This window comes from Microcella humidisoli (genome assembly GCF_024362325.1).
Lineage (GTDB): Bacteria > Actinomycetota > Actinomycetes > Actinomycetales > Microbacteriaceae > Microcella > Microcella humidisoli.
In genome coordinates this window covers 2,496,429-2,519,337 of sequence record NZ_CP101497.1, presented here as the reverse complement: position 1 = coordinate 2,519,337, position 22,909 = coordinate 2,496,429, and the positions used below count along the sequence as shown (strand labels likewise).

Annotated in this window: 19 protein-coding genes; 9 read left to right on the top strand and 10 right to left on the bottom strand. The window is 71.0% G+C overall.

What is annotated here, in order from left to right:
* The first annotated feature begins 125 nt into the window (after positions 1 to 125).
* A complete protein-coding gene (locus NNL39_RS12295; RefSeq protein ID WP_255159561.1) occupies positions 126 to 2,207 on the top strand; it encodes a DNA gyrase/topoisomerase IV subunit B in 2,082 nt (693 codons plus the stop codon).
* A gap of 18 nt (positions 2,208 to 2,225) precedes the next feature.
* Here the strand turns inward: NNL39_RS12295 and NNL39_RS12290 are convergent, their stop codons facing one another.
* Positions 2,226 to 4,697, bottom strand: coding sequence for a DNA gyrase/topoisomerase IV subunit A (locus NNL39_RS12290; RefSeq protein ID WP_255159560.1), 2,472 nt, complete (start codon positions 4,695 to 4,697; stop codon positions 2,226 to 2,228).
* 11 nt (positions 4,698 to 4,708) lie between these two features.
* Here NNL39_RS12290 and NNL39_RS12285 point away from each other — a divergent pair, with 11 nt between their 5' ends.
* Positions 4,709 to 5,839 (top strand): alkaline phosphatase family protein, encoded by a 1,131-nt coding sequence (locus NNL39_RS12285; RefSeq protein WP_255159559.1) that lies wholly within the window; start codon positions 4,709 to 4,711, stop codon positions 5,837 to 5,839.
* A 10-nt stretch (positions 5,840 to 5,849) separates the two neighbouring features.
* Here the strand turns inward: NNL39_RS12285 and sepH are convergent, their stop codons facing one another.
* Positions 5,850 to 6,917 (bottom strand): septation protein SepH, encoded by a 1,068-nt coding sequence (gene sepH, locus NNL39_RS12280; RefSeq protein WP_255159558.1) that lies wholly within the window; start codon positions 6,915 to 6,917, stop codon positions 5,850 to 5,852.
* 206 nt (positions 6,918 to 7,123) lie between these two features.
* On the opposite strand from sepH, the gene NNL39_RS12275 reads away from it, so the two are divergent.
* The gene (locus NNL39_RS12275) at positions 7,124 to 7,414 is read left to right on the top strand and encodes a DUF4193 domain-containing protein (RefSeq protein WP_255159557.1); all 291 of its coding nucleotides are present in this window, start codon (positions 7,124 to 7,126) and stop codon (positions 7,412 to 7,414) included.
* Here the strand turns inward: NNL39_RS12275 and NNL39_RS12270 are convergent.
* Complete coding sequence (locus NNL39_RS12270; protein WP_255159556.1) at positions 7,411 to 7,857, bottom strand: DUF3093 domain-containing protein; 447 nt, start codon at positions 7,855 to 7,857, stop codon at positions 7,411 to 7,413. The genes NNL39_RS12275 and NNL39_RS12270 overlap by 4 nt on opposite strands.
* A 32-nt stretch (positions 7,858 to 7,889) precedes the next feature.
* Here NNL39_RS12270 and dut point away from each other — a divergent pair, with 32 nt between their 5' ends.
* The 5 genes from dut (at position 7,890) to dxs (ending at position 14,516) form a co-directional block, all read left to right on the top strand.
* On the top strand, positions 7,890 to 8,351 hold the full coding sequence (gene dut, locus NNL39_RS12265) for a dUTP diphosphatase (protein WP_255159555.1): 462 nt from the start codon (positions 7,890 to 7,892) through the stop codon (positions 8,349 to 8,351).
* Positions 8,348 to 8,983 (top strand): DUF3710 domain-containing protein, encoded by a 636-nt coding sequence (locus tag NNL39_RS12260; protein WP_255159554.1) that lies wholly within the window; start codon positions 8,348 to 8,350, stop codon positions 8,981 to 8,983. Before dut ends, NNL39_RS12260 begins: the two co-directional genes overlap by 4 nt.
* On the top strand, positions 8,980 to 9,690 hold the full coding sequence (locus tag NNL39_RS12255; protein WP_255159553.1) for a DUF3159 domain-containing protein: 711 nt from the start codon (positions 8,980 to 8,982) through the stop codon (positions 9,688 to 9,690). Before NNL39_RS12260 ends, NNL39_RS12255 begins: the two co-directional genes overlap by 4 nt.
* Before the next feature lie 109 nt (positions 9,691 to 9,799).
* On the top strand, positions 9,800 to 12,484 hold the full coding sequence (gene acnA / locus NNL39_RS12250) for an aconitate hydratase AcnA (RefSeq protein WP_255159552.1): 2,685 nt from the start codon (positions 9,800 to 9,802) through the stop codon (positions 12,482 to 12,484).
* Positions 12,485 to 12,569: 85 nt separating this feature from the next.
* Positions 12,570 to 14,516, top strand: coding sequence for a 1-deoxy-D-xylulose-5-phosphate synthase (gene dxs / locus NNL39_RS12245; protein WP_255159551.1), 1,947 nt, complete (start codon positions 12,570 to 12,572; stop codon positions 14,514 to 14,516).
* Here the strand turns inward: dxs and NNL39_RS12240 are convergent.
* From NNL39_RS12240 to NNL39_RS12220, 5 genes are all read right to left on the bottom strand, one after another.
* Positions 14,495 to 15,040 carry a dihydrofolate reductase family protein gene (locus NNL39_RS12240; protein WP_255159550.1) on the bottom strand — a complete coding sequence of 182 codons (546 nt, stop codon included), beginning with the start codon at positions 15,038 to 15,040 and terminating at the stop codon, positions 14,495 to 14,497. The two genes, dxs and NNL39_RS12240, sit on opposite strands and share 22 nt — an antisense overlap.
* A 48-nt stretch (positions 15,041 to 15,088) precedes the next feature.
* Positions 15,089 to 17,254: a 3-hydroxyacyl-CoA dehydrogenase NAD-binding domain-containing protein gene (locus NNL39_RS12235; protein ID WP_255159549.1), complete on the bottom strand. Its 2,166-nt coding sequence runs from the start codon at positions 17,252 to 17,254 to the stop codon at positions 15,089 to 15,091.
* A gap of 2 nt (positions 17,255 to 17,256) precedes the next feature.
* Positions 17,257 to 18,456 (bottom strand): thiolase family protein, encoded by a 1,200-nt coding sequence (locus tag NNL39_RS12230; RefSeq protein ID WP_255159548.1) that lies wholly within the window; start codon positions 18,454 to 18,456, stop codon positions 17,257 to 17,259.
* Positions 18,457 to 18,536: 80 nt separating this feature from the next.
* A complete protein-coding gene (locus NNL39_RS12225; RefSeq protein WP_255160954.1) occupies positions 18,537 to 19,751 on the bottom strand; it encodes an HRDC domain-containing protein in 1,215 nt (404 codons plus the stop codon).
* A 160-nt stretch (positions 19,752 to 19,911) separates the two neighbouring features.
* Complete coding sequence (locus NNL39_RS12220; RefSeq protein WP_255159547.1) at positions 19,912 to 20,511, bottom strand: DUF3000 domain-containing protein; 600 nt, start codon at positions 20,509 to 20,511, stop codon at positions 19,912 to 19,914.
* 79 nt (positions 20,512 to 20,590) lie between these two features.
* On the opposite strand from NNL39_RS12220, the gene NNL39_RS12215 reads away from it, so the two are divergent.
* Positions 20,591 to 21,835, top strand: a complete 1,245-nt coding sequence (locus NNL39_RS12215; RefSeq protein WP_255159546.1) for an alpha/beta hydrolase family protein — start codon at positions 20,591 to 20,593, stop codon at positions 21,833 to 21,835.
* On the opposite strand, the gene NNL39_RS12210 is transcribed toward NNL39_RS12215, so the two are convergent.
* Together NNL39_RS12210 and NNL39_RS12205 are read right to left on the bottom strand one after the other, a co-directional pair.
* Entirely contained in the window at positions 21,759 to 22,475 is a 717-nt protein-coding gene (locus tag NNL39_RS12210) for a dihydrofolate reductase family protein (protein ID WP_255159545.1), read from the bottom strand. The genes NNL39_RS12215 and NNL39_RS12210 overlap by 77 nt on opposite strands.
* Positions 22,472 to 22,906 (bottom strand): SufE family protein, encoded by a 435-nt coding sequence (locus NNL39_RS12205; protein WP_255159544.1) that lies wholly within the window; start codon positions 22,904 to 22,906, stop codon positions 22,472 to 22,474. Before NNL39_RS12205 ends, NNL39_RS12210 begins: the two co-directional genes overlap by 4 nt.
* Positions 22,907 to 22,909 lie beyond the last annotated feature (3 nt).

Sequence of the window (22,909 nt, the reverse complement as noted above, 5' to 3'; positions counted from 1 at the left end):
GTCTCGTGTCAATACGCCCCGATTTCGCTGAACGCGTAGGCCGAGGTCGTACCGGTTGTTCGGAGCCGGCCGTCCCGCGGAGTGGGAACCCGGCAGCGTCGGCGAGCCCGCTTACGATGAATGCCGTGCCCAGCTCCGACTACTCCGCCCGCCATCTCTCCGTCCTCGAGGGCCTCGAAGCGGTGCGCAAGCGCCCCGGCATGTACATCGGCTCGACCGATTCGCGCGGCCTCATGCACTGCCTGTGGGAGATCATCGACAACTCGGTCGATGAGGCGCTCGGTGGCCACGGCACCCAGATCGACCTGCGGCTGCACCCCGATGGCAGCGTCGAGGTGCGCGACCGCGCGCGCGGAATCCCCGTCGACATCGAGCCCAAGACGGGGCTGAGCGGCGTCGAGGTCGTGTTCACCAAGCTGCACGCCGGCGGCAAGTTCGGCGGTGGGTCCTACGCCGCGTCGGGCGGCCTGCACGGCGTCGGTGCCTCCGTCGTGAACGCGCTCAGCGCGCGTCTCGATGTCGAGGTCGACCGCGATGGCGCGACGTGGGCGATGTCGTTCCACCGCGGTGAGCCCGGCGTGTTCGCCGATGGCCCCGAAGGCCCCAGCCCCGACGCGCCGTTCACACCGTTCGTCTCGGGCAGCGAGTTGCGCACGATCGGGAAGGTGGCCAAGGGCGTCACGGGCACGCGCATCCGCTACTGGGCCGACCCGCAGATCTTCACGAAGGGCGCGAGCTTCCTCACCGACGAGCTCATCGGCCGGCTGCGGCAGACGGCCTTCCTCGTGCCGGGAATCACGCTCGAGCTCACCGACGAGCGCGGCGAGGCACCGGTCACCGAGGCCTTCCGGTTCGACGGCGGCATCAGCGAGTACGCCGAGTTCCTGGCGCCGGATGCCCCGCTCACCGACACCTGGCGCATCACGGGCAGCGGCACCTTCACCGAGACCGTTCCCGTGCTGCAGGCGAACGGACACATGGTGCCGACCGAGGTCGAGCGCGAGTGCGTCGTCGACATCGCGTTGCGCTGGGGGACCGGGTACGACACGACCTTCCGCTCGTACGTCAACATCATCGCGACGCCCAAGGGCGGCAGCCACCAGCTCGGCTTCGAGCAGGGCCTGCTCAAGTTCCTGCGCGCCGAGGTCGAGAAGAACGCGCGCCGCCTGAAGGCCGGCACCGACAAGCTCGAGAAGGACGACGTGCTCGCGGGTCTCACCGCCGTGCTCACGGTGCGCCTGCCCGAGCCGCAGTTCGAGGGGCAGACGAAGGAGATCCTCGGCACGCCGGCCGTGCGCGCGATCGCTGCGAACGTCATCGCCCGCGGCCTCGCCGAGCGCTTCGCCTCGAGCAAGCGCGACGACAAGGCGCAGACGGCGCTCGTGCTCGACAAGGTCGTCGCCGAGATGAAGAGCCGCATCTCGGCGCGCGCCCACAAAGAGACTCAGCGGCGCAAGAACGCACTCGAGAGCTCGGCGCTGCCGGCGAAGCTCGTCGACTGCCGGTCGAACGACGTCGCGAGCAGCGAGCTGTTCATCGTCGAGGGCGACAGCGCCCTCGGCACCGCGAAGCTCGCCCGCGACAGCGAGTTCCAGGCCCTGCTGCCCATCCGCGGCAAAATCCTCAACGTGCAGAAGGCCTCGGTGAGCGACATGCTCAGCAACGCCGAGTGCGCCTCGATCATCCAAGTCATCGGCGCGGGCTCGGGGCGCAGCTTCGACCTCGAGCAGGCGCGCTACGGCAAGGTCATCATCATGAGCGACGCCGACGTCGATGGCGCGCACATCCGCACCCTGCTGCTCACGCTGTTCTTCCGCTACATGAGGCCCATGATCGACGAGGGCCGGGTGTTCGCCGCCGTGCCGCCGCTGCACCGCGTCGTCGTCATGAACCCCGGCTCGAAGCCCAACGAGACCATCTACACCTACAGCGAGAACGAGCTGCAGGGCGTGCTCGCGGCGCTCAAGAAGGCGGGAAAGCGCTACCAGGATCCGATCCAGCGCTACAAGGGCCTCGGCGAGATGGATGCCGATCAGCTCGCCGACACGACCATGAGCCGGGCCCACCGCACCCTCCGGCGCGTGCGCGTGAGCGACGCCGAGGCGTCATCGCGCATGTTCGAGCTGCTCATGGGCAACGAGGTCGCCCCCCGCAAAGACTTCATCATCGCCGGGCAGGGCCTCGACCGCGACCGCATCGACGTCTAGGTCGTGCGGCACGCTCGCTCAGGCGATGGGCGTGCCGACCGAGCCGAGGGGGGAGTCGAGAAGCGTGCCCGAGGCGTCGCGCTTCGCTCCGCTGGCCGGCAGGGTGCGGGCTGAGCCGTCGGCGCCGACCGCGAGCGGAGCCGTGCCGACCCAGGCGAGCTGCAGCACGTCTTCGCCCTTGAGGAACGCGTGGCACCGCACGCCACCCGTCGCGCGCCCCTTGCCCGGGAACTGCTCGAACGCCGAGAGCTTGCCGCGGCCGGGGTCGGCGCCCGCGATGGTCTGCGTCGAGCTCGAGACCGTGAGAACCTCGGCGGTCGCCGGATCCACGGCGCCGAAGAACACCGCGCGCGCGCCGGCGCCGAGCTTGATGCCCGCCATGCCGCCTGCCGCGAGGCCCTGGGGGCGCACCTGGTCGGCCGCGAAGTGCAGCAGCTGGGCATCCGAGGTCACGAAGACCAACTCGGCCGCCTCGTCGGCGGGAGCCGCCCCGATGACCTCATCGCCCGCCTTGAGGGCGATGACGTCGCCGTCGGGACGGGCAGGCCACCCGCCCGGCGCCACGCGCTTGACGGTGCCCTCACGCGTGCCGAGGGCGAGCGGCACCGTGCTGGCGGGGTCGACGATCGCGAGCACGCGCTCCTTCGCATCGGTCAGCCCGAGGTAGTCGCGCAGCTTCGCCCCGGCGGCGAGCTGCACCGAGTTCGCGGGCACGCTCGGCAGATCGACGGGTGTGAACCGCACGAAGCGCCCGCGCGAGGTGATGGCGACGAGCTCGCCGCGCGTCGTCGAGTCGACGGCGCCGAGGAGGGCGTCGTGCTTGCTGCGACGCGCCGGCGTGACGATCGTTGCGCCCTCGGGCAGTTCGACGCGCACGGCGCGACCCGTCGTCGACACGAGCACGCGGCAGGGCGCGTCGGCGATCTCGAGCGACACGGGGGCGGCGCCCCGGCTGCGCGGGGCCGCGATCGAGGCGCTCGCCTCGGTCAGCAGGGTGCGACGCGGCGTGCCGAAGCGGTCGGCGGTCGCCTCGAGCTCATCGCCGACGACGCCGCGCACGCGGGCCGGATCGGCGAGCAGGGTCTCGAGCTCGGCGATCTCAGCCCGCAACTGATCGCGCTCGGTCTCGAGCTCGATGCGGCTGAACTTCGTGAGGCGGCGCAGACGCAGTTCGAGGATGTACTCGCTCTGCAGTTGGCTGAGGTCGAAGACCTCCATGAGGCGCGTGCGCGCCGTGTCGGCGTCGTCGGAGGTGCGGATGACCTGGATGACCTCGTCGATGTCGAGGATGGCGACGAGCAGTCCCTCGACGAGGTGCAGCCGCTCACGGCGTCGTGCGAGGCGGTAGCTGCTGCGCCGGGTGACGACCTGGATGCGGTGGTCGAGGTAGACCTGCAGCAGCTCTTTCAGTCCGAGCGTCTGGGGCGTGCCGTCGACCAGGGCCACAGCGTTGATCGAGAATCCGTCTTCGAGCGGGGTGTAGCGGTACAGCTGCTCGAGCACGGCCTCGGGGCTGAACCCCGTCTTGATGCCGATGACCAGGCGTAGCCCGTTGCGGCGGTCGGTGAGGTCGGTGACATCGCTGATGCCCGCGAGCTTCTTCGACTGCACGCCGTCTTTGATCTTCTCGATGACCTTCTCGGGCCCGACGAGGTAGGGCAGCTCGGTGATGACGATGCCCGTCTTGCGCGCGGTGATGGGTTCGATCGACACCTTGGCGCGGGTCTTGAACGACCCCCGCCCCGTCGCGTAGGCCTCGCGGATGCCCTCGAGGCCGATGATCGTGCCGCCCGTGGGCAGGTCGGGGCCGGGCACGTAGGCCATGAGCTCGTCGAGCGATGCCGAAGGATCGTCGAGCAGGTGGCGAGCGGCCGCGGCGACCTCGATGAGGTTGTGCGGTGCCATGTTGGTGGCCATGCCCACGGCGATGCCGCTCGCGCCGTTGACGAGCAGGTTGGGGAAGGCCGCGGGCAGCACCGAGGGTTGCGTCAGCTGGTTGTCGTAGTTCGGCACGAAATCGACGACGTCCTCATCGAGGTCGTCGACCATCGCCATCGCCTCGGCGCGCAGCCGGGCCTCGGTGTAGCGCGCGGCGGCGGGTCCGTCGTCGAGCGAGCCGAAGTTGCCGTGGCCGTCGATGAGCGGCACGCGCAGCGTGAAGTCCTGCGAGAGGCGCACCAGGGCGTCGTAGATCGCCGAGTCGCCGTGCGGGTGCAGCTTCCCCATGACCTCGCCGACGACGCGCGCCGACTTCACGTGGCCGCGATCGGGCCGCAGGCCCATCTCGCTCATCATGTACAGGATGCGCCGCTGCACGGGCTTGAGGCCGTCGCGGGCGTCGGGCAGCGCGCGCGAGTAGATGACGGAATAGGCGTACTCGAGGAACGAGCCCTGCATCTCGTCGGCGAGGTCGACGTCGTCGATGCGTTCGCCGACGGGCGCGTCGGCGGGGTCGGAGCCCCGGGATCGGGAGGCGGGAGGGGGAGTCATAGGCTGGAGCCATGCTACCGGCGCCCCGTGGCGACACCCCGTCACTCGCCGACGTGTTGACCAGTTCGGCGGCGGCGATGCGGGCCGAGCCGAACCCCCTGGGGCTGCCCGCCGTGCGCAGTGCCGCCGTGCTGCTCGTCGATGGCCTCGGCATGACCGCGCTCCAGCAGCGCGCGGGTCACGCCCGTCGGCTTCTGGCCGCCATCCCGTCCGCCGGAGGGGTCATCGAGTCCGGATTCCCGACCACGACCGCCTCTGCGCTTGCGACCCTCACGACGGGGCGATCATCCGGCGAGCACGGCCTCGTCGGCTACAGCGCGATCGACCGGGCCGGTGATCGCGTCGTCAACCAGTTGACGGGCTGGGACGAGGGCATGCGGCCGCGCGACTGGCAGCCCCTGCCGACGGTGTTCGAGCGCGTCGCCGCCGAGGGCATCGACGCCGTCGTCGTCGGGGCCGAGCGGTACCGCGACACCGGCTTCACCGACGCCGTGCTGCGCGGTGCGCGCTTCGAGGCGCGGCGCTCGATCGCGGAGCGCATCGCCCGCGGAGTCGAGCTGCTGGCCGGGAGCGAGCGTCGCCTCGTCTACGTCTACGTTCCGGAGCTCGACATGGCCGGGCACGCCGACGGTGTGCAGTCGCCCCTGTGGACGACACGGCTCGACGAGCTCGACGCCGCGCTCCGACCGCTCGACGGGGCGGTGCCCGCGGATGCGGGAGTGCTGCTCACCGCCGACCACGGCATGCTCGACGTGGCGCCGCACCGGCGGCTCGTGCTCGGCGCCGACGATCCGCTGTGGCAGGGCATCCGGCATGTCGCGGGCGAGCCGCGCTGCCTGCACCTGGGGCTTGAGGATCCCGCGGATGCGGAACTCGTGCGCGACCGCTGGCTCGAGGCAGAGGCCGCTCGGTCGTGGGTGGTGACGCGCGACGAGGCGGTCGCCGCGGGGTGGTTCGGCCCGGTCGGTACCGCTGCGCTCTCGAGGATCGGCGACGTCATCGTCGCGGCACGCGCCCAGGTGGCCTATTACGACGCACGGATGGCCACCGAGCGATCGCTCGCCATGGTCGGGCAGCACGGCTCGTTCTCACCCGACGAGCTGCGGGTGCCGCTCGCGCGCTGGGGTGCCTTCGCCCGCTAGGACGGAACCGTCACGCACCCTCGTCGTCGGGGCGCGCGCCGAAGACGATCTCGTCCCAGCTCGGCATCGCGGCCCGGCCACGGCGGTTGGCGGGCTTCGCGGGGGGAGCGCCGGCGGGGGAGTCGTCGACCTCGAGATCGTCGCCGATCAGGGCCGTGTCGTCGAACGCCGCGTCTGCCGCGGCGTTCGACTCGGCCGCGTCGTCGAGCAGCGCCGGGTCGATGGGCACCTCGACGATGCGGATCGACCCGGTCGAGGGATGCGCGGCGCGCGCGGACTCCCAGTCGTCGCTCGGCGCGGCCTCGCGCTCACCGCGGCGTCGGCGCAGGGCTTCGAGCAGATCGGCGGTCTGGCCGACCTCCTGCGTGTCGCTCGTGTCGGCCTCGGCGATGCGCGCGATCGGCCGCTCGACGGGTTGCGAGGCGCGGGGCTGCTCGCCCGTCGGCAGGAAGGCGCCGCTATCGAAGCGCCCGCTCGTGGGGGTGTCGACGGGCACGGCCCGCAGCCGGGGGATGATCGGGGCCGGGGCGTCGCCCTGCTGCGACAGCGACTGGGCTTCGTGGTTGGCCGGGGCGAGCGTCGACTTCTTGGGGTCGAAGCTCCAGGATGCGATGCGCGCGACGTCGCCGTCGAGGAAGCTCACCGAGACGATCCAGTGCGACTCGTGCTTGCGGCTCTCCCAGCGCACGTCGCGCGCGCCGATGCCCGTCAGCCGGTAGTCGATGGCCGAGCCGAAGGTGCCCGTCGTCCCCGCATCGGGGTCGGACGCGACGGCGACCGGCACGGTGCGCGCCGCGGTCACGACGTACTCGCGCTCGGCGAGCACCGGGCCTTCGAAGCGCTGGATGTACTCGAGCGGCTCGCCCGTCTGCGCGGCCACCTCGGCCGCGGTGAGGCCCTGCCGGATGAGCGCCTGCACCTCGCGCGGTCCGACCCGGTGCGGTGCCGGTGCGGCGGGTCGGTTCTGACGGATGGCCGTGTGCAGCGCCTCGGTGATCGGAACGCGGAACCGGGTTCCGTCGGCGGCGACGACGACGAGCGCACCGTTCTCGGCACCGATCACTGTGAGCTCGTCCATGGCTCTCACCCTCTCGTCGTGGGCTGGGTGGCCACAGCATCCCACGAGCGCGCGCGAGAGCGCGGGAATAGCGCGGGCGTGCCGGAAGTTGGCGCGGATGGCAGGTCGGAACACCGGCGGACGAGCGCGTTTGCGTTTCCCCCTCCCTTCCTGCAAACTATGCGCGCCGAACGCGGCCGACGACTGATGATGAGAAGTGGACTGGCATGGCTACGGACTACGACGCCCCCCGCAAGACGGACGAGGACACCGACTCGATCCAGGCTCTGCAGGAGCGCGTTCCCGACAAGTTGTCGGGTGTCGTCGACGTCGATGACGCCGACAATCCGGGCTTCGAGCTCGCGGGGCAAGATCTTGCCGACCTCGACCTCGACGTCGTCGTGCTGCCTCCGCAGGCTGACGAGTTCACGTGCATCAGCTGCTTCCTCGTGAAGCACCGCTCGCAGCTCGACCACGAGGAGAAGCTCGGCTCGGTCTGCCGGGAGTGCGCCGCCTAGGCGGTTTCCGTCGTGCCGCGGATCGCCGCGGCGAGCTGCTCGGGACGACGCGTCGAGAGGACCCAGTAGGGCACGGGGTCGTCGGGATCGACGAGGTCGACCCGCAGGACGGGGTCGACATCGGGCCGCAGCACGAGGAACGCGCGGGCATCGAGTTCCGGTCCGCGCATGCGTCGCGCCTCGGCGCCTCGGGCGACTGCCGTGCCGCCGATGAGCGACAGGGGCACGCGCGCCGAGCCCGCGCGCAGCATCCCGTCTGCGACGACGATGGTCGGGGCGCTCAGCACGGCCGCGAGCATGACACCCGCCGCGAGCACTCCGCCGACGACCCCGCCCGCGACGATGCTGACCGGCGCGAAGGTCAGCAGACTCGCGGGAACCGCCAACAGCGCGATGACCGCGATCCAGGGTGCCGGCCACACGCGCTCGCGATACGTCTCCATTGCTCCATTCGACCATGCATTAGCCTCGACGGGTGCTGCGAACCATCGACGTGCTGCTGACCGGCACCACCGTTCCCGCGTACGCCCACCCGGGTGACGCGGGTGCCGACCTGTGCGCCGCCGAGAGTCTCGTGCTGGCGCCCGGTGAGCGGGCGACCGTCGGAACGGGAACCGCGATCGCCCTGCCCGACGGCTACGCGGCCTTCGTCGTGCCCCGCAGCGGACTCGCGGCGCGCCACGGCATCACGATCGTCAACGCCCCGGGAACTGTCGACGCCGGCTATCGGGGCGAGATCCGCGTGACCCTGTTGAACACGGATGCGCGCGAGCCGTTCGCCATCGACGCGGGCGACCGCATCGCGCAGCTCATCGTGTGGCCGGTCGCGCGCGCCCGCTTCGTTCCCGTGGAGGAGCTTCCCGGCTCGCACCGCGGGGAGCGCGGGTTCGGGTCGACCGGCTACCGTGGGGTGCCGACCGAAGGAGATTCAGCGTGACCGATCCGTCCCCCGGCGCTGCGGTGCCCCCCGACGACGCGAAATCCGCGCCGATCGATCGCGCCGAGAATGGCCCCCTCGACGAGAGCGAGGCGAACGCCGTGCGGCCCTACGTCGACCTCGGCGCGGTCAAGCTCGTGCCCCGTGAGGGTCTGCAGCTGCGGCTGGAGATCGAAGAGGGCACGAAGCGCGTCGTTGCCGTGGGCATCGACTACGCCGGTTCGACGCTGCAGGTGCAGCCGTTCGCCGCGCCGCGCTCGAGCGGGCTGTGGCACGAGATCCGCGCGCAGATCGTCGAGCAGGTGCGCTCGCAGGGCGGCGAGACGCAAGAGCGCGCGGGGGCGTTCGGTCCCGAGCTCGTCGCGCGCATCCCCGTCACGGGTGGCGAGCCCGGAGCGACGCGCATCGCGCGATTCGTCGGCGTCGACGGGCCTCGCTGGTTCCTGCGCGGCGTCATCGCGGGTCGCGGAGCGATCGAGGCGGATGCCGCGGCGGCGATCGACGACGTGTTCCGCAGCGTCGTGGTCGTGCGCGGCTCGACGCCGATGCCGCCGCGCGATCTCATCCCGCTGCAGGTGCCGCAGGGTGCCGCTCAGGCGGCGGGCGCCGTCGTGCCCCCTGCCACGGCATGACCACCGAGACGCCCTCCTCGAACGAGGAGGACCCGCGCGCCGAATTGCGCGAGGCCTTCGCGGCCGCGGCGCGACGATCGGGCTTCGCGCGCGTCGAACCGGGGGAGCGTCCGACCGCCCACGCCCTCTGGGCCGCTGTCGGCGGCGTGCGGGGGCTCGTCGAGTCGCTGCTGCCCGGCTTCCTGTTCCTCGTCGTCTTCACGATCACCGGTGACGTCGCGCCCTCCGTGCTGATCCCGGTGGGCATCGCGGTGCTCTTCGTTCTCGTTCGGGCCGTGACGCGCTCGCCCATCGTGCCGGCGGTCGTCGGCCTCGTCGGCATCGCCCTCTCCGCCGGCCTCGCCCTGTGGACGGGTCGGGCCGAGGAGAACTTCCTGCTGGGCTTCGTCATCAACGGGGTGTGGCTCGTCGCCCTGCTCGTGAGCCTCGCCGTGCGTCGGCCGCTCATCGGGGTCATCACTGCGCTGCTCACGGGCGATCACGAGTGGCGGGCCGATGCGGCCAAGCGCACGGTGCTGACCGTCACGACCTGGCTGTGGGTCGCGCTCTTCACGCTGCGCCTCGGCGTGCAGGTGCCGCTGTACCTCGCCGAGCAGGCCGCCGCGCTCGCGGCGACGAAGCTGCTCATGGGGCTGCCGCTCTACGCCGCGGTGCTCTGGGTGACCTGGCTGATGGTTCGCGCCATCTACACCCGCCGCGCTGCGTGAGTGCTAGCATTATTTATCTCGATATCAAGATAGTTTTCGGCCAGTAGGCTGGTCGAGTCCGATGCGGGGCGGCGGATGCGCCTGCCCCGGTGCACAATGAGGAGCCACCGTGTCCGCAGTCAACAGCTTCGATTCCCTCGACACCCTCTCGGTTGCCGGGTCGGACTATCAGGTCTTCCGCATTGACGCGGTGGAGGGCTACGAGACCCTGCCGTTCAGCCTCAAGGTGCTGCTCGAGAACCTGCTGCGCACCGAGGACGGCGCGAACGTCACCGCCGATCAGATCCGTGCTCTCGGTTCGTGGGATCCCGCGGCCGAGCCCGACACCGAGATCCAGTTCACGCCCGCCCGCGTCGTCATGCAGGACTTCACGGGTGTGCCGTGCATCGTCGACCTCGCCACCATGCGCGAGGCGGTCGCCGCTCTCGGTGGCGACCCCAACAAGATCAACCCGCTCGCCCCCGCCGAGCTCGTCATCGACCACTCCGTCATCGCCGACCTCTTCGGCACCGCCGACGCGCTCGAGCGCAACGTCGAGATCGAGTACGAGCGCAACGGTGAGCGCTACCAGTTCCTGCGCTGGGGCCAGACTGCGTTCGACGACTTCAAGGTCGTGCCCCCGGGCACGGGCATCGTGCACCAGGTCAACATCGAGCACCTCGCGAAGGTCACCTACACCCGCGAGGTGGGCGGCGTGCTGCGTGCCTACCCCGACACCTGCGTCGGCACCGACTCGCACACGACGATGGTCAACGGCCTCGGCGTGCTCGGCTGGGGCGTCGGCGGCATCGAGGCCGAGGCCGCGATGCTCGGCCAGCCGGTGTCGATGCTCATCCCCAAGGTCGTGGGCTTCAAGCTCACGGGCTCCATCCCGACGGGGGTGACGGCGACCGACGTCGTGCTGACGATCACCGAGATGCTGCGCAAGCACGGCGTCGTCGGCAAGTTCGTCGAGTTCTACGGTGCTGGCGTTGCGGCCGTGCCGCTCGCCAACCGCGCGACGATCGGCAACATGAGCCCCGAGTTCGGCTCGACCGCGGCGATGTTCCCGATCGACGACGTCACCCTCGACTACCTGCGCCTCACGGGCCGCAGCGAGGCCCAGGTCGCGCTCGTCGAGGCCTACAGCAAGCTGCAGTCGCTCTGGCACGACCCGAGCGTCGAGCCGCGATTCAGCGAATACCTCGAGCTCGACCTCTCGACGGTCGTCCCGTCGATCGCGGGTCCGAAGCGTCCGCAGGACCGCATCGAGCTCTCAGTCGCGAAGTCGGCCTTCGAGGCGGCGCTGCCGGCCTACGCGACGACGGCCTCGACGCCCGTCCCGGTCACGGTCGGCGGCGAGCAGTTCACGCTCGACAACGGCGCGGTCACGATCGCCGCGATCACCTCGTGCACCAACACCTCGAACCCCTCGGTCATGCTCGCCGCGGGTCTGCTCGCCCGCAACGCGGCGCAGAAGGGCCTGAAGGCGAAGCCGTGGGTCAAGACCACGCTCGCGCCGGGCTCGAAGGTCGTCACCGACTACTACGAGAAGGCCGGCCTCACCGACGACCTCGAGGCCCTCGGCTTCTACACCGTCGGCTACGGCTGCACGACCTGCATCGGCAACTCGGGCCCTCTGGCCGACGAGATCTCGACGGCCATCAACGAGCACGACCTCGCCGTGACGGCCGTGCTCTCGGGCAACCGCAACTTCGAGGGCCGCATCAACCCCGACGTCAAGATGAACTACCTCGCGAGCCCGCCGCTCGTCATCGCCTACGCCCTCGCCGGGTCGATGAACTTCGACTTCGAGGCGGATGCCCTCGGCACCGACCGCGACGGCAACGACGTCTACCTGCGCGACATCTGGCCCGACGCGGCTGAGGTGCAGGCGACGATCGACTCGTCGATCGACACGGGTATGTTCGACCACCAGTACGCATCGGTGTTCGAGGGCGACGAGCGCTGGCGCTCGCTGCCGACGCCCGACGGCGCGACCTTCGAGTGGGACTCGGAGTCGACCTACGTGCGCAAGCCCCCGTACTTCGACGGCATGACGCTCGAGACGACCCCGGTGAGCGACATCGCGGGCGCTCGCGTGCTCGCGAAGCTCGGCGACTCCGTGACGACCGACCACATCAGCCCGGCCGGTTCGATCAAGGCCGACTCGCCCGCGGGCCAGTACCTCACCGAGCACGGCGTCGACCGGAAGGACTTCAACTCCTACGGATCGCGCCGCGGCAACCACGAGGTCATGATCCGCGGCACCTTCGCGAACATCCGCCTCAAGAACCAGCTGCTCGACAACGTCGAGGGCGGCTTCACCCGCGACTTCACGCAGCCGGATGCTCCGCAGGCGTTCATCTACGACGCGAGCGAGCGCTACCAGGCCGCGGGAGTGCCCCTCGTCATCTTCGCGGGCAAGGAGTACGGTTCCGGCTCGAGTCGCGACTGGGCGGCCAAGGGCACGAGCCTGCTGGGCGTGAAGGCCGTCATCGCCGAGAGCTTCGAGCGCATCCACCGCTCGAACCTCATCGGTATGGGCGTCATCCCCCTGCAGTTCCCGGCCGGCGAGACCGCCGACAGCCTCGGTCTCGACGGCACCGAGGAGGTCTCGATCTCCGGCATCACCGCGCTCAACGAGGGCACGACGCCGCGCACCGTGCGTGTCACGGCCTCACCGAGCGCCCACTCCGCCGCGGGCAAGGCCGTCGTCGAGTTCGATGCCGTCGTGCGCATCGACACCCCCGGTGAGGCGGACTACTACCGCAACGGCGGCATTCTGCAGTACGTGCTGCGCAGCCTCGTCTAGTCGTTCAGCGAACCGTCGGCGAACGCCCAGCAACAGGCGTTCGTCGACGGGCCGCCTCTCCACCGCGCTCCCGTAGACTCGGTGAATGGCACTGCTCGACGCGATCCGCACCCCCCGTGACCTCGATCGGCTCTCTGAGTCGCAGATGGTCGAACTGGCGGAGGAGATCCGCCGTTTCCTGGTGACGGAGGTCTCGAAGACCGGAGGGCACCTGGGGCCCAACCTCGGCGTCGTCGAGTTGACGCTGGGCATCCACCGGGTCTTCGATTCGCCGCGCGACGCGATCGTGTGGGACACCGGGCATCAGTCGTACGTGCACAAGCTGCTGACGGGCCGGCAAGACTTCTCGCTGCTGCGGCAGAAGGGCGGCCTGGCGGGCTACCCGCAGCGCTCGGAGAGCGAGCACGACATCGTCGAGAGCTCGCACGCGTCGAGCTCGCTCAGCTGGGCCGACGGAATCTCGCGCGCGTTCGAGATGACGGGCCAGGACGACCGCCACGTCATCGCCGTCGTCGGTGATGGCGCGCTCACGGGCGGCATGACCTGGGAGGCGCTCAACAACATCAGCGATGACAACAGCCGCAATCTGGTGATCGTCGTCAATGACAACGGGCGCTCCTATGCTCCGACGATCGGCGGCATGGCCCGGTTCCTCTCGACGGTGCGGACGCGCCGCTCGTACTACCGGTTCCGTCGGGGGACGGAGCGGGCGTTCGGCTTCTTCGGGGCTCCTGGTCGTGCGGTCTACCGCGGCGTTCGCGGCGGGTTGCACGGGTTCTTGTCGCGGTTCACCAACAACGAGGCGCTGTACTCGAACCTCGACATCAAGTACATCGGCCCGATCGACGGGCACGACTTGAAAGACGTCGAGCGCGCGCTGCGGCAGGCGAAGGAGTACAGCGCGCCCGTCATCGTGCACGCGATCACCCAGAAGGGCAAGGGCTACGAGCCCGCGCTGGCCGACGTCGCCGACCAGTTCCACGCCGTCGGGCAGATCGACCCCGAGACGGGCGAGTCGATCGAGCAGGCGAGCCGTCCGTCATGGACCTCGGTCTTCGCCGACGAGATCGTGGCGCTGGCCGACAAGGACCGCCGCATCGTGGGCATCACCGCCGCCATGCTGCGCCCGACGGGGTTGCACAAACTCGCCGAGAAGCACCCCGATCGCATCATCGATGTGGGCATTGCCGAGCAGCATGCCGTGACCTCGGCCGCCGGCCTCGCCTTCGGCGGCATGCATCCGGTCGTGGCGGTCTACGCGACGTTCATCAACCGCGCGTTCGACCAGGTGCTCATGGATGTCGCGCTGCACAAGGCCGGCGTGACCTTCGTGCTCGATCGCGCGGGTGTCACGGGGCCCGACGGCGCCAGCCACCACGGCATGTGGGACCTCTCGATCCTCCAGGTCGTGCCGAACATCCGTCTCGCTGCGCCGCGCGACGCGACGCGCCTGCGGGAAGAGCTCGCCGAGGCGGTGGCCGTCGACGATGCGCCGACCGTCGTGCGCTTCTCGAAGGGCTCGGTGGGCACCGAGTTCGACGCGGTGCGCCGCACCGACGACGGTGTCGACGTGCTGCGCGAGGCGCCGCACAAGGACGTTCTCATCGTCACGGTCGGCCCGATGGCGAAGATCGGCCTCGAGGTCGCGGATCGGCTCGCCGCCCAGGGCATCGGGGCGACGGTCGTCGACCCGCGCTGGGTCGTGCCCGTGCCCTCGAGCGTTATCGAGCTGGCTCGCGACCACCGCATCCTCGTGAGCATCGAAGACGGCGTGCGCGTGGGCGGCATCGGCACGCGCATCCGTCAGGATCTCCGCGCGGCGGGTGTCGACACGGCCGTTGATGAGCTCGGACTCCCCGACGAGTTCTTGGAGCACGCGACGCGCGAGGAGATTCTCGAGCGGGTCGGCCTCACGTCGCAGGCGATCGCGCGCGACCTCGTGGCGCAGGTGCTCGGCACGCGCATCCCCGTCGCCCGGCCGCTGCCCGACGAGCACGGCGCGAGCGTGGATCAGGACGAACGCACCCGATAACGCAGCTCCACGGCGCCCGCAGAACCGATCGGCTGCGCCGATTCGAGCTGCCAGGGGATGCTCGCCGCGGCGTGCGGCAGCACCCGGGTTCCGGCGCCGATCGTCACCGGCATCACGGTGAGGTGCAGGCGGTCGAGCAGACCCGCGTCGACGAGGGAGCCCGCGAGCCCGCCGCCGCCCACGACCCACACGTCGCGCCCCGCGGCCGCCGCGCGCGCCGCCGTCACCGCCGCGACGGGGTCGGCGACCCGCTCGTAGGAGGCGCCGACGATCGCGGGCAGGGACTCGGAGCTGCTCACCACCCACGTGGGTGTGCCCGTGTAGCCCCACGGCTCGCCCTCGGCCGCGAGCCAGCGCAGGGTGCCGGCCCCCATAACGATCGCGCCGACGCCGCCGATGAAGGCGTCGTACTGCTGTTGGAAGTCGTCGAAGCCGAAGGCGAGCAGCCAGTCGAGGGCCTCATCGCGGTCGGCGATGAAGCCGTCGAGGCTCTGGGCGACGTAGTAGACGGTCGAACCACTCATGCCCTGAGGGTAGCGGCGGCCTCCGACACGGGAGGCCGCCGCGGAGCCTCAGCGGATGCCGCGGATGCGCGGCTCGTGGAACGTGCCGCCGAACACGCGCTCGGAGGCGCCGACCCGGTCGAGGAACGGCGTCACGCCGCCCATCTGGAACGGCCAGCCCGCGCCGAGGATCATGCAGAGGTCGATGTCCTCGGCAGCCTCGACGACCCCGTCCTCGAGCATGCGGTGGATCTCGTCGGCCAGGCCGTCCTCGAGCCGCGCCGTGAGCTGCTCGACCGTGTAGGGCTGCGCGCCCTGCGGCCGGTGCTTCGCGACGATCGCGATGGCCTTCTTGTCGATGCCCTTCGACTGGCCCTTCGCGTCCTTCTCGAGGAGCACCCCCGCTTCCGCGAGCTCGTGGAGAGCGCGCGACTCGAAGAAGCGGTCGGGGAAGGCCGCGTGGTGCGTGTCGAGCACGTGCGCGCCGACCTTGAGACCGACGAGGTCGAGCAGCACGAACGGGTCCATCGGCAGGCCGAAGTGGCGTTGCGCCTCGACGACGGTCTCGAACGGGGTGCCGAGTTCGACGGCGTGCATCGCCTCGCCGAGCACCTTCGCGAGGATCCGGTTGACGACGAAGCCCGGAGTGTCGGCCGTGATGACCGCGTTCTTGCGCAGGGCGTGCGCCGTGGCCATGGCCGTGGCGAGCGTCGCCTCATCGGTCGCCGGGGTGTTGACGACCTCGATGAGCGGCATGACGGCGACGGGGTTGAAGAAGTGGAACCCGACGACGCGCTCGGGGTTCTTCAGCTTCGCGCCGATCTGCTCGACCGAGAGCGAGGAGGTGTTGGTGGCGAGCACGGCCTCGGGCGAGATGTGCTGCTCGATTTCGGCGAAGACATCCTGCTTGATCGAGAGCTCTTCGAAGACCGCCTCGATGACCCAGTCGCAATCGGCGAAGTCGGCCTTGTCGGTCGTGCCGGTGAGGAGGGCGTTGAGCCGGTTGGCCTCATCGGCATCGATGCGGCCCTTCTGCAGCAGGCCATCGATCTCGCCGCGGATGTAGTCGAGCCCCTTGTCGACGCGCGCCTGATCGAGGTCGGTGATGATCACCGGCACCTGCAGGCGGCGCAGGAAGAGCAGGGCGAACTGGCTCGCCATGAGCCCGGCGCCGAGCACGCCCACCTTCGTGACCTTCTTCGCGAGCGCCTTGTCGGGGGCGCCGGCGGGCTTCTTGGCCCGCTTCTGCACCAGATTGAAGGCGTAGATGGATGCGCGGAACTGGTCGCCCGCGACGAGGTCGGCCAGGGCTTTGTCCTCCGCTGCGAAGCCCTCGGCCTTGGTCGAGCTCTTGGCCGCGGCGAGCAGCTCGAGCGCCGCGTACGGCGACTTCGCGACCGTGCCGAGGCGCTTCTCGAGGGTCTTGCGCGCGATGCCGATCGCGACATCCCACTTCACGGCCCGCTCGAGCTTGCCGGGCTCGTTCGGGCGCTTGACCTTCGTCGCGCCCGTGAGCACGCCGTCGGCCCAGCGGATCGAGTCCTCGAGGAAGTTGGCCGGCGACAGCAGCACGTCGGCCATGCCGAGCTCGAACGCCTCGGCGGGCTTGAGCATGCGGTTGTTCTTGAGCGGGTTCTCAACGACGACCTTGAGCGCGTTCTCGATGCCGATGAGGTTGGGCAGCAGCCAGGCGCCGCCCCAGCCGGGGATGATGCCGAGGAACACTTCGGGCAGCGCGAGCGCCGCGGCGCTCGAGTCGAGCGTGCGGTAGTCGCAGTTGAGGGCGACCTCGACCCCGCCGCCGAGCGCAAGACCGTTGATGAAGCAGAACGACGGCACGCCGAGCTCACCGAGCTTGCCGAGCGCGTAGTGCCCGAGCTGGGCCATCTGCAAGCCCGCCTCATAGCTCGGGATGTCGCCGACCTTCGAGAGGTCGGCGCCCGCGGCGAGGATGAACGGCTTGCCCGTGATCGCGAGGGCGCGGATCTCGCCCGCGGCGGCGCGCGCCTTCTGCGCGTCGAGGACGCTCGCGAGCTGCATGAGACCCTCGGGGCCGAGCGTGCTCGGCCGCGTGTGGTCGCGCCCGTTGTCGAGCGTGACGAGGGCCAGCATCCCACCGCTCGGCAGCGGCACGTCGCGCACGTAGCTGTGCGTGACGACCTCGTCATCGCTCAGCGAGCGCAGCTCGGCGAACTGGTCGGGGGAGTACTGCGCGGTCGCGCTCGTGGTCGCCACGGTCAGGCCTTCTTTCCGGTGTAGTGCGGGTTCTCCCAGATGACGCTGCCGCCCTGACCGAGGCCGACGCACATGGCCGTAAGGCCGTAGCGCACATCGGGACGCTCTTCGAACTGCCGGGCGAGCTGGATCATGAGACGCACGCCCGAGCTCGCGAGCGGGTGGCCGAGCGCGATCGCGCCGCCCCAGGGGTTGACGCGGTCATCGTCGTCGTCGATGCCGAAGTGGTCGAGCAGGCTCAGCACCTGCACGGCGAAGGCCTCGTTGAGCTCGAAGAGGCCGATGTCGTCGATCGAGAGCCCGGCATTCTTCAGTGCCTTCTCGGTCGAGGGGATCGGGCCGATGCCCATGACCTCGGGGGCGACCCCGGCGTAGGCGAAGCTCACGAGGCGCATCTTCGTCGTGAGGCCAAGCTCTTTCGCCGCGTCGGCGCTCGCGAGCAGGCTCACGGTCGCGCCATCGGTGAGGGGGGATGCATTGCCGGCGGTCACGCGACCGTGCGGGCGGAACGGCGTCTTCAGCCCGGCGAGGCCCTCCATGGTCGTCTCCGGCCGAAGTCCCTCGTCGGTGGTCGCGAGCCCGAAACCGGTCTCGCTGCGCAACGCGACGGGCACGAGGTCGGGCTGGATCTTGCCCGCGGCGTAGGCGGCGGCGACCTTCTGCTGGCTGCGCATGCCGAAGCGGTCGGCGCGCTCCTTGGTGAGCGCCGGGAACCGGTCGTGCAGGCGCTCGGCGGTGAGGCCCATGTTGAGCGCGTCGCCGCTCACGAGCTTCTCGGCGACGAAGCGGGGGTTCGGGTCGGCCCCGAATCCCATGGGGTGGCGTCCCATGTGCTCGACGCCGCCCGCGATGGCGATGTCATAGGCGCCGAAGGCGATGCCGCCGGCCGTCGTGGTCACCGAGGTCATGGCGCCCGCGCACATGCGGTCGATCGCGTAGCCGGGAACGCTGAGCGGCAGGCCGGCGAGGATCGCGGCGGTGCGCCCGAGCGTCAGGCCCTGGTCGCCGACCTGGGTCGTCGCGGCGATCGCGACCTCGTCGACCCGCTCCTTCGGCAGCGAGGGGTTGCGCTCGAGCAGCCCGATCATCGCCTTCACGATCAGATCGTCGGCACGGGTGTTCCAGTACATGCCCTTCTCGCCCGCACGCCCGAACGGGGTTCGGACTCCGTCCACGAATACGACGTCGGCTCGTTCAGCCACGATGGTGCCTCCCAGGGGTTGATGGTCTGGCGCTCAGCCTAGGGAGGCCGCCGGGAGGGGGTGCGAAGCCCTGCGTGTTCCTACGAACCGGACTCGGAGGCCTCGACCGGCTCTTGGAGCGCCTCGACAAAGGCTTCGGCGATCGCCTGTGCGGTTGCGTCAATCTGCCAGGGGCGCGCGCCGAGCCCGGAGAGGGTCTCGCCGATGCTCTGAAGGGTGATCTCGGCCGGAGGCGCCCAGCAGATGCGGCGCACGTGCTCGGGCGTCAGCAGGTTCTCGACCGGCAGGTCGATCCCCTCGGCGATGGCCTGCAGGCGCGGACGCACGCCCCGATAGCGGCGGTCGGCTTCCGGGCTGCGATCAGCCCACGAGCGCGGGGGCGGGATGCTCTCCTCCGAGCTGCGGTGGGCAGGCAGGTCGTCGGTCGCGAGTCCGGCCTCGATCGCAGCCCACCACCGGTCGATCTGGGCCCGGCTGGCCCTCCCCATGAAGGTCTTGAGGGCTGCCAGGTCGCGCTTCGAGGCGAGCGGTGCGCGCGCGGCAGCCACGATGGACGCATCGGGGAGGAGGCGACCGGGAGACGTATCGACCTCCTGGGCGTAGTCGTCGCGCGCCCGCCACAGCTCGCGCGCCACGGCGAGCGCTCGCTGACCCCGCACGGTCGAGATGCCCGACAGGCGGCGCCAGGGCTCGGCCTTGGGCTCTGCTGCGGGCTTCGCGAGCACCGCCGCGAACTCCTGCGCCGCGATCGTGCTCTTGCCGGCCTCCTCCAGGCGCTCGGCGATGCGGTCGCGCACGTCGAGCAGCAGCTCGACGTCAAGAGCCGCATAGGTGAGCCACGAGTCCGGCAGCGGGCGCGTCGACCAGTCGGCGGCCGAGTGCTCCTTCGCGAGGTGCAGTCCCAAGGTCTCCTCGACGACGGCGCCGAGACCCACCCGCGGCATGCCCGCGAGGCGGGCGCCCAGCTCGGTGTCGAACAGCAGCACCGGGTCGAGGCCGACCTCCCGCAGGCACGAGAGGTCTTGGCTCGCCGCGTGCAGCACCCACTCCACCTCGCCGATCGCGGCCTGCAGCTCGGCGAAGGCGCCGATCGCGGGGGGATCGAACAGGAACGTGCCGGCACCGCGCCGGAAGACTTGGATGAGGTAGGCCCGCTGCGAGTAGCGGAACCCGCTCGCCCGCTCGGCATCCACCGCGACCGGGCCGCTCGCGGCGGCGAGCTCGGCCACCGCCGCGAGGTACTCCTCGCGGGAGTCGATGACGTGCGGCGTGCGCGCGAGCCGCGCGGTCGGCAGTGCCGGGGAAGCTTCGGGCGTCGGCGACTCGGGAGGCGACGGCTGGGCATCCGGCACAGACTGCCCGGTGCGCCGCGACGGCGCGATCGACGGCGCGGTCGACCGCGCGCGCGGCGGAATCGGCGGCGGCACGGCGAACGGATCGGTGACGGGGGGACGCTCAGCCACGCGACCCCCGCCGCGGCGGCAGCACCGCCACGCCCTCGGCCGTCGGTGGGTACCCCGCGACCATGCAGAGCAGTTCGGCCCAGCCTTCGACGTGCGCGGCGAGATCGTCGTCGAGCGGCGTCCACGAGGCGCGGAGCTCGATCTGCGCGCCGCTGCCCTGGGCGGCGAGCTCGCCGTAGCCCGTGGAGAGCACTTTCGTCGCGGTGCCGCTCGCGGCCGTGTAGTCGGCGCCACGGGCGGAGAGCGCGTCGACGAGCCACGACCAGGCCACGTCGGCCACGAACGGGTCGAGGCCGATCTCGGTCTCGAGCGGTGCTTGCGCGTAGCAGATGACCCGCACCGGGCCGCCCCAGCCCTCGGGCGCTTCGGGGTCGAAGAGGATGATGAGCCGCCCCGTGCCGAGGTCGGAGTCGTCAGCGTGCCGGGCGGGATTCACATCGGCGGCGAGCGCATAGGAGAAGGGTGCGAGACCTCCGGGGGCCGGGATGGTCGAGACCTCGAGTTCCTCCCGCAGCCGTGCGCGGCCGACCGAGGCGATGAGCCCGTCGAAGACGGCCTGCGGCGTCGGCTCTGCGGCCGTGGCGGGGGACACGTGTGCAGACTAGGCCGTCTTGCTACCGTCGAGGCGTGAGACTCGCCGTTCCGTACCCGCACCGCCCGTCGGGGCGCCCGTGAGGGGGCGACGCCGCATCGCGGTGCGCGCCGCCGCCGTCATGCTCGTCGCGACGGCCGCCGGCCTGCTCGGAGCAGGACTCGTGGCTCTGCGCGTCGCTCGCGACGTTGTGACGCCGCCGCGCCGCCGGCGGCAGGATGTCGACATCGTCGCCGTCGACCTCGCGGCCTCGACCGTGCGGCTGGGGCGCTCGCCCGACACGGTCGTGCCGGGTCGGTACAGCCTCTGGTTCGATCACGATCGGGGGCATGCGCGCGTCGCGGACGTGCTCGAGCAGGACGACCGCACGGTGCTGCGCCGCCTGGAGGGGGTGCAGCGCGGCGACCTCGAGCGGGCATCCCACGGCCGGTGGGCGGGGTGGTGGTACCTGACGCCTGCCGACCTCGGGCTCCCGTTCCGCGAGGTCGGAATCCCCACGCCGGTCGGCATCGCCCCCGCCTGGCAGATCGAGCCGGCGGAGCCGAGCGCCTCTTGGGCGATCCTCGTGCACGGTCGGGGCGTCACGCGCGCCGAAGGGTTGCGCGCGGTCGCCGTCCTGCGCGCGGCGGGCTACCGCTGCCTGCTCATCAGCTACCGCAACGACGGGGATGCCCCGCCGAGCCACGACGGACGCTACGCCCTCGGCGACGAGGAATGGCGCGACGTCGAGGCCGCCATCACCGTCGCCCGGCACGAGGGCGCACGTCGGATCGTGCTCATGGGCTGGTCGATGGGGGGCGCCACGGTGCTGCAGTGCATCACGCGCTCGCCGCTCGCCGAGCACATCGACGGCGTCGTGCTCGAGTCGCCCGTCGTCGACTGGCTCTCGGTGCTGCGGTTCCAGGCCGAGGCCGCGCGACTGCCCGCGCCCGTGCGCGACGCGGCGCTCGCGATGCTCGGGTCCGACCGGGCCTCGCAGTGGGTGGGGCTCGCCGAACCCATCGACTTCGAGCGGCTCGACGTGCTCGCGCGCGCGGCGTCGCTGCGCATCCCGATGCTGCTGCTGCACAGCGACGACGACGGATACGTGCCGATCGACGGCAGCGCCGCCCTCGCCGCGGCGCGGCCGGATGTCGTGCGGCTCGAGCGCTTCGCGGTCGCCCGCCACACGAAGCTCTGGAACTTCGACGCCGAGCGGTGGGAGCGCGCGATCCGCGTCTGGCTGACCGACACGGGGCTTGCCGGGGCTACGGCTCCAGCCGCCAGCGACCGTACTGCGCGCCCTCGTCGTCCACGAGCAGCTGAACCGCCGTCAGCCGACTGACTTCGGCGTCACCATCGCCGAGCAGGGGAATCATCGGCCCGCCGAGGCGAGGCATGACCGTCAGGCACAGCTCGTCGACGAGACCGGCGGCACGCAGCTGCCCCGCGAGAGCGGGTCCGCCTTCCGCGGCGATGCCGGCCAACCCCCGTGACCGCAGCACGTCGACGATCGTCGTGATCGGGAGGCGACCGTCGGGCCCGGTCGCGAGCGGGATGACGGTCGCGTCGGGCACAGCGTCGGCGGCACGCGCGGCAGCGGCCTCGGTCGTCAGCACGATGACCGGTGCCGTGCGGTCGTCGGCGTCGAGCCGATGACCGCGGAGGTCGCCGCTCGCCGACACGATCGCGAGCGCTGCTCGCCGCGGTCGGCGCAGGCCTTCGCGGCGCACCGTCGCGGCGCCGACGAGGACGACGTCGGCGTGCTCGCGGATCACCCCGAGGATCATGCGATCGGTGCGCGACGTGAGCGACTCCGACGTGCCGTCGGTGCCGGCAGCCCGACCGTCGAGCGTGGTCACGAAGGAGAGCCGCACGTGCTCGGGGGAGTGCGGGGCGTACCAATCGAGCAGGGTGCGGCGGGCATCCGGATGCTCGACATCGAGTGCGCTGCCCTCGACCGGCACGACCCGCCGCAGCATCATGCGGCCGACTTCTCGCCGACCTGCCGCTTGATGCGCCAGAGCATGCCCGACATGCCGTTGAGCCGCAGCGGGCTCACGGCCGCCGTGAGGCCGAGCTGCAGGGGGAAGTCGTCGGGCACGGCGAGCACCGCGGCCGAGTCGAGACCGCTGAGCCCCTGCGCGAGGATCGACGCGAAGCCGCGCGTCGTCGGCGCCTCGGCAGGCGCGGTCGCGTGCACGTCGACGCGGCCCTCAGGCGACACCTCGACGAAGAGGTAGACGGGCGACTGGCACTCTTCGACGCGTTCGAGCAGCTCGGGGTGCTCGCGGTAGCGCTCGGGCAGGGCGGGCAGCTCGTTCGAGAACTCGAGCAGCAGTTGGAGGCGATCCTTCTCGCTGAACGAGAGGAAGTCGTCGCGGATCTCGGCGAGCGCAGCGGGCAGGACGGTCACGCG

Coding starts and splice junctions, on each gene's coding strand:
- NNL39_RS12210 (WP_255159545.1), bottom strand. CDS start 22,475: ATGATGCTGCGGCGGGTCGTGCCGGTCGAGGGCAGCGCACTCGATGTC.
- dxs (WP_255159551.1), top strand. CDS start 12,570: ATGGCACTGCTCGACGCGATCCGCACCCCCCGTGACCTCGATCGGCTC.
- NNL39_RS12285 (WP_255159559.1), top strand. CDS start 4,709: ATGCTACCGGCGCCCCGTGGCGACACCCCGTCACTCGCCGACGTGTTG.
- NNL39_RS12255 (WP_255159553.1), top strand. CDS start 8,980: ATGACCACCGAGACGCCCTCCTCGAACGAGGAGGACCCGCGCGCCGAA.
- NNL39_RS12275 (WP_255159557.1), top strand. CDS start 7,124: ATGGCTACGGACTACGACGCCCCCCGCAAGACGGACGAGGACACCGAC.
- sepH (WP_255159558.1), bottom strand. CDS start 6,917: ATGGACGAGCTCACAGTGATCGGTGCCGAGAACGGTGCGCTCGTCGTC.
- NNL39_RS12270 (WP_255159556.1), bottom strand. CDS start 7,857: ATGGAGACGTATCGCGAGCGCGTGTGGCCGGCACCCTGGATCGCGGTC.
- NNL39_RS12290 (WP_255159560.1), bottom strand. CDS start 4,697: ATGACTCCCCCTCCCGCCTCCCGATCCCGGGGCTCCGACCCCGCCGAC.
- NNL39_RS12240 (WP_255159550.1), bottom strand. CDS start 15,040: ATGAGTGGTTCGACCGTCTACTACGTCGCCCAGAGCCTCGACGGCTTC.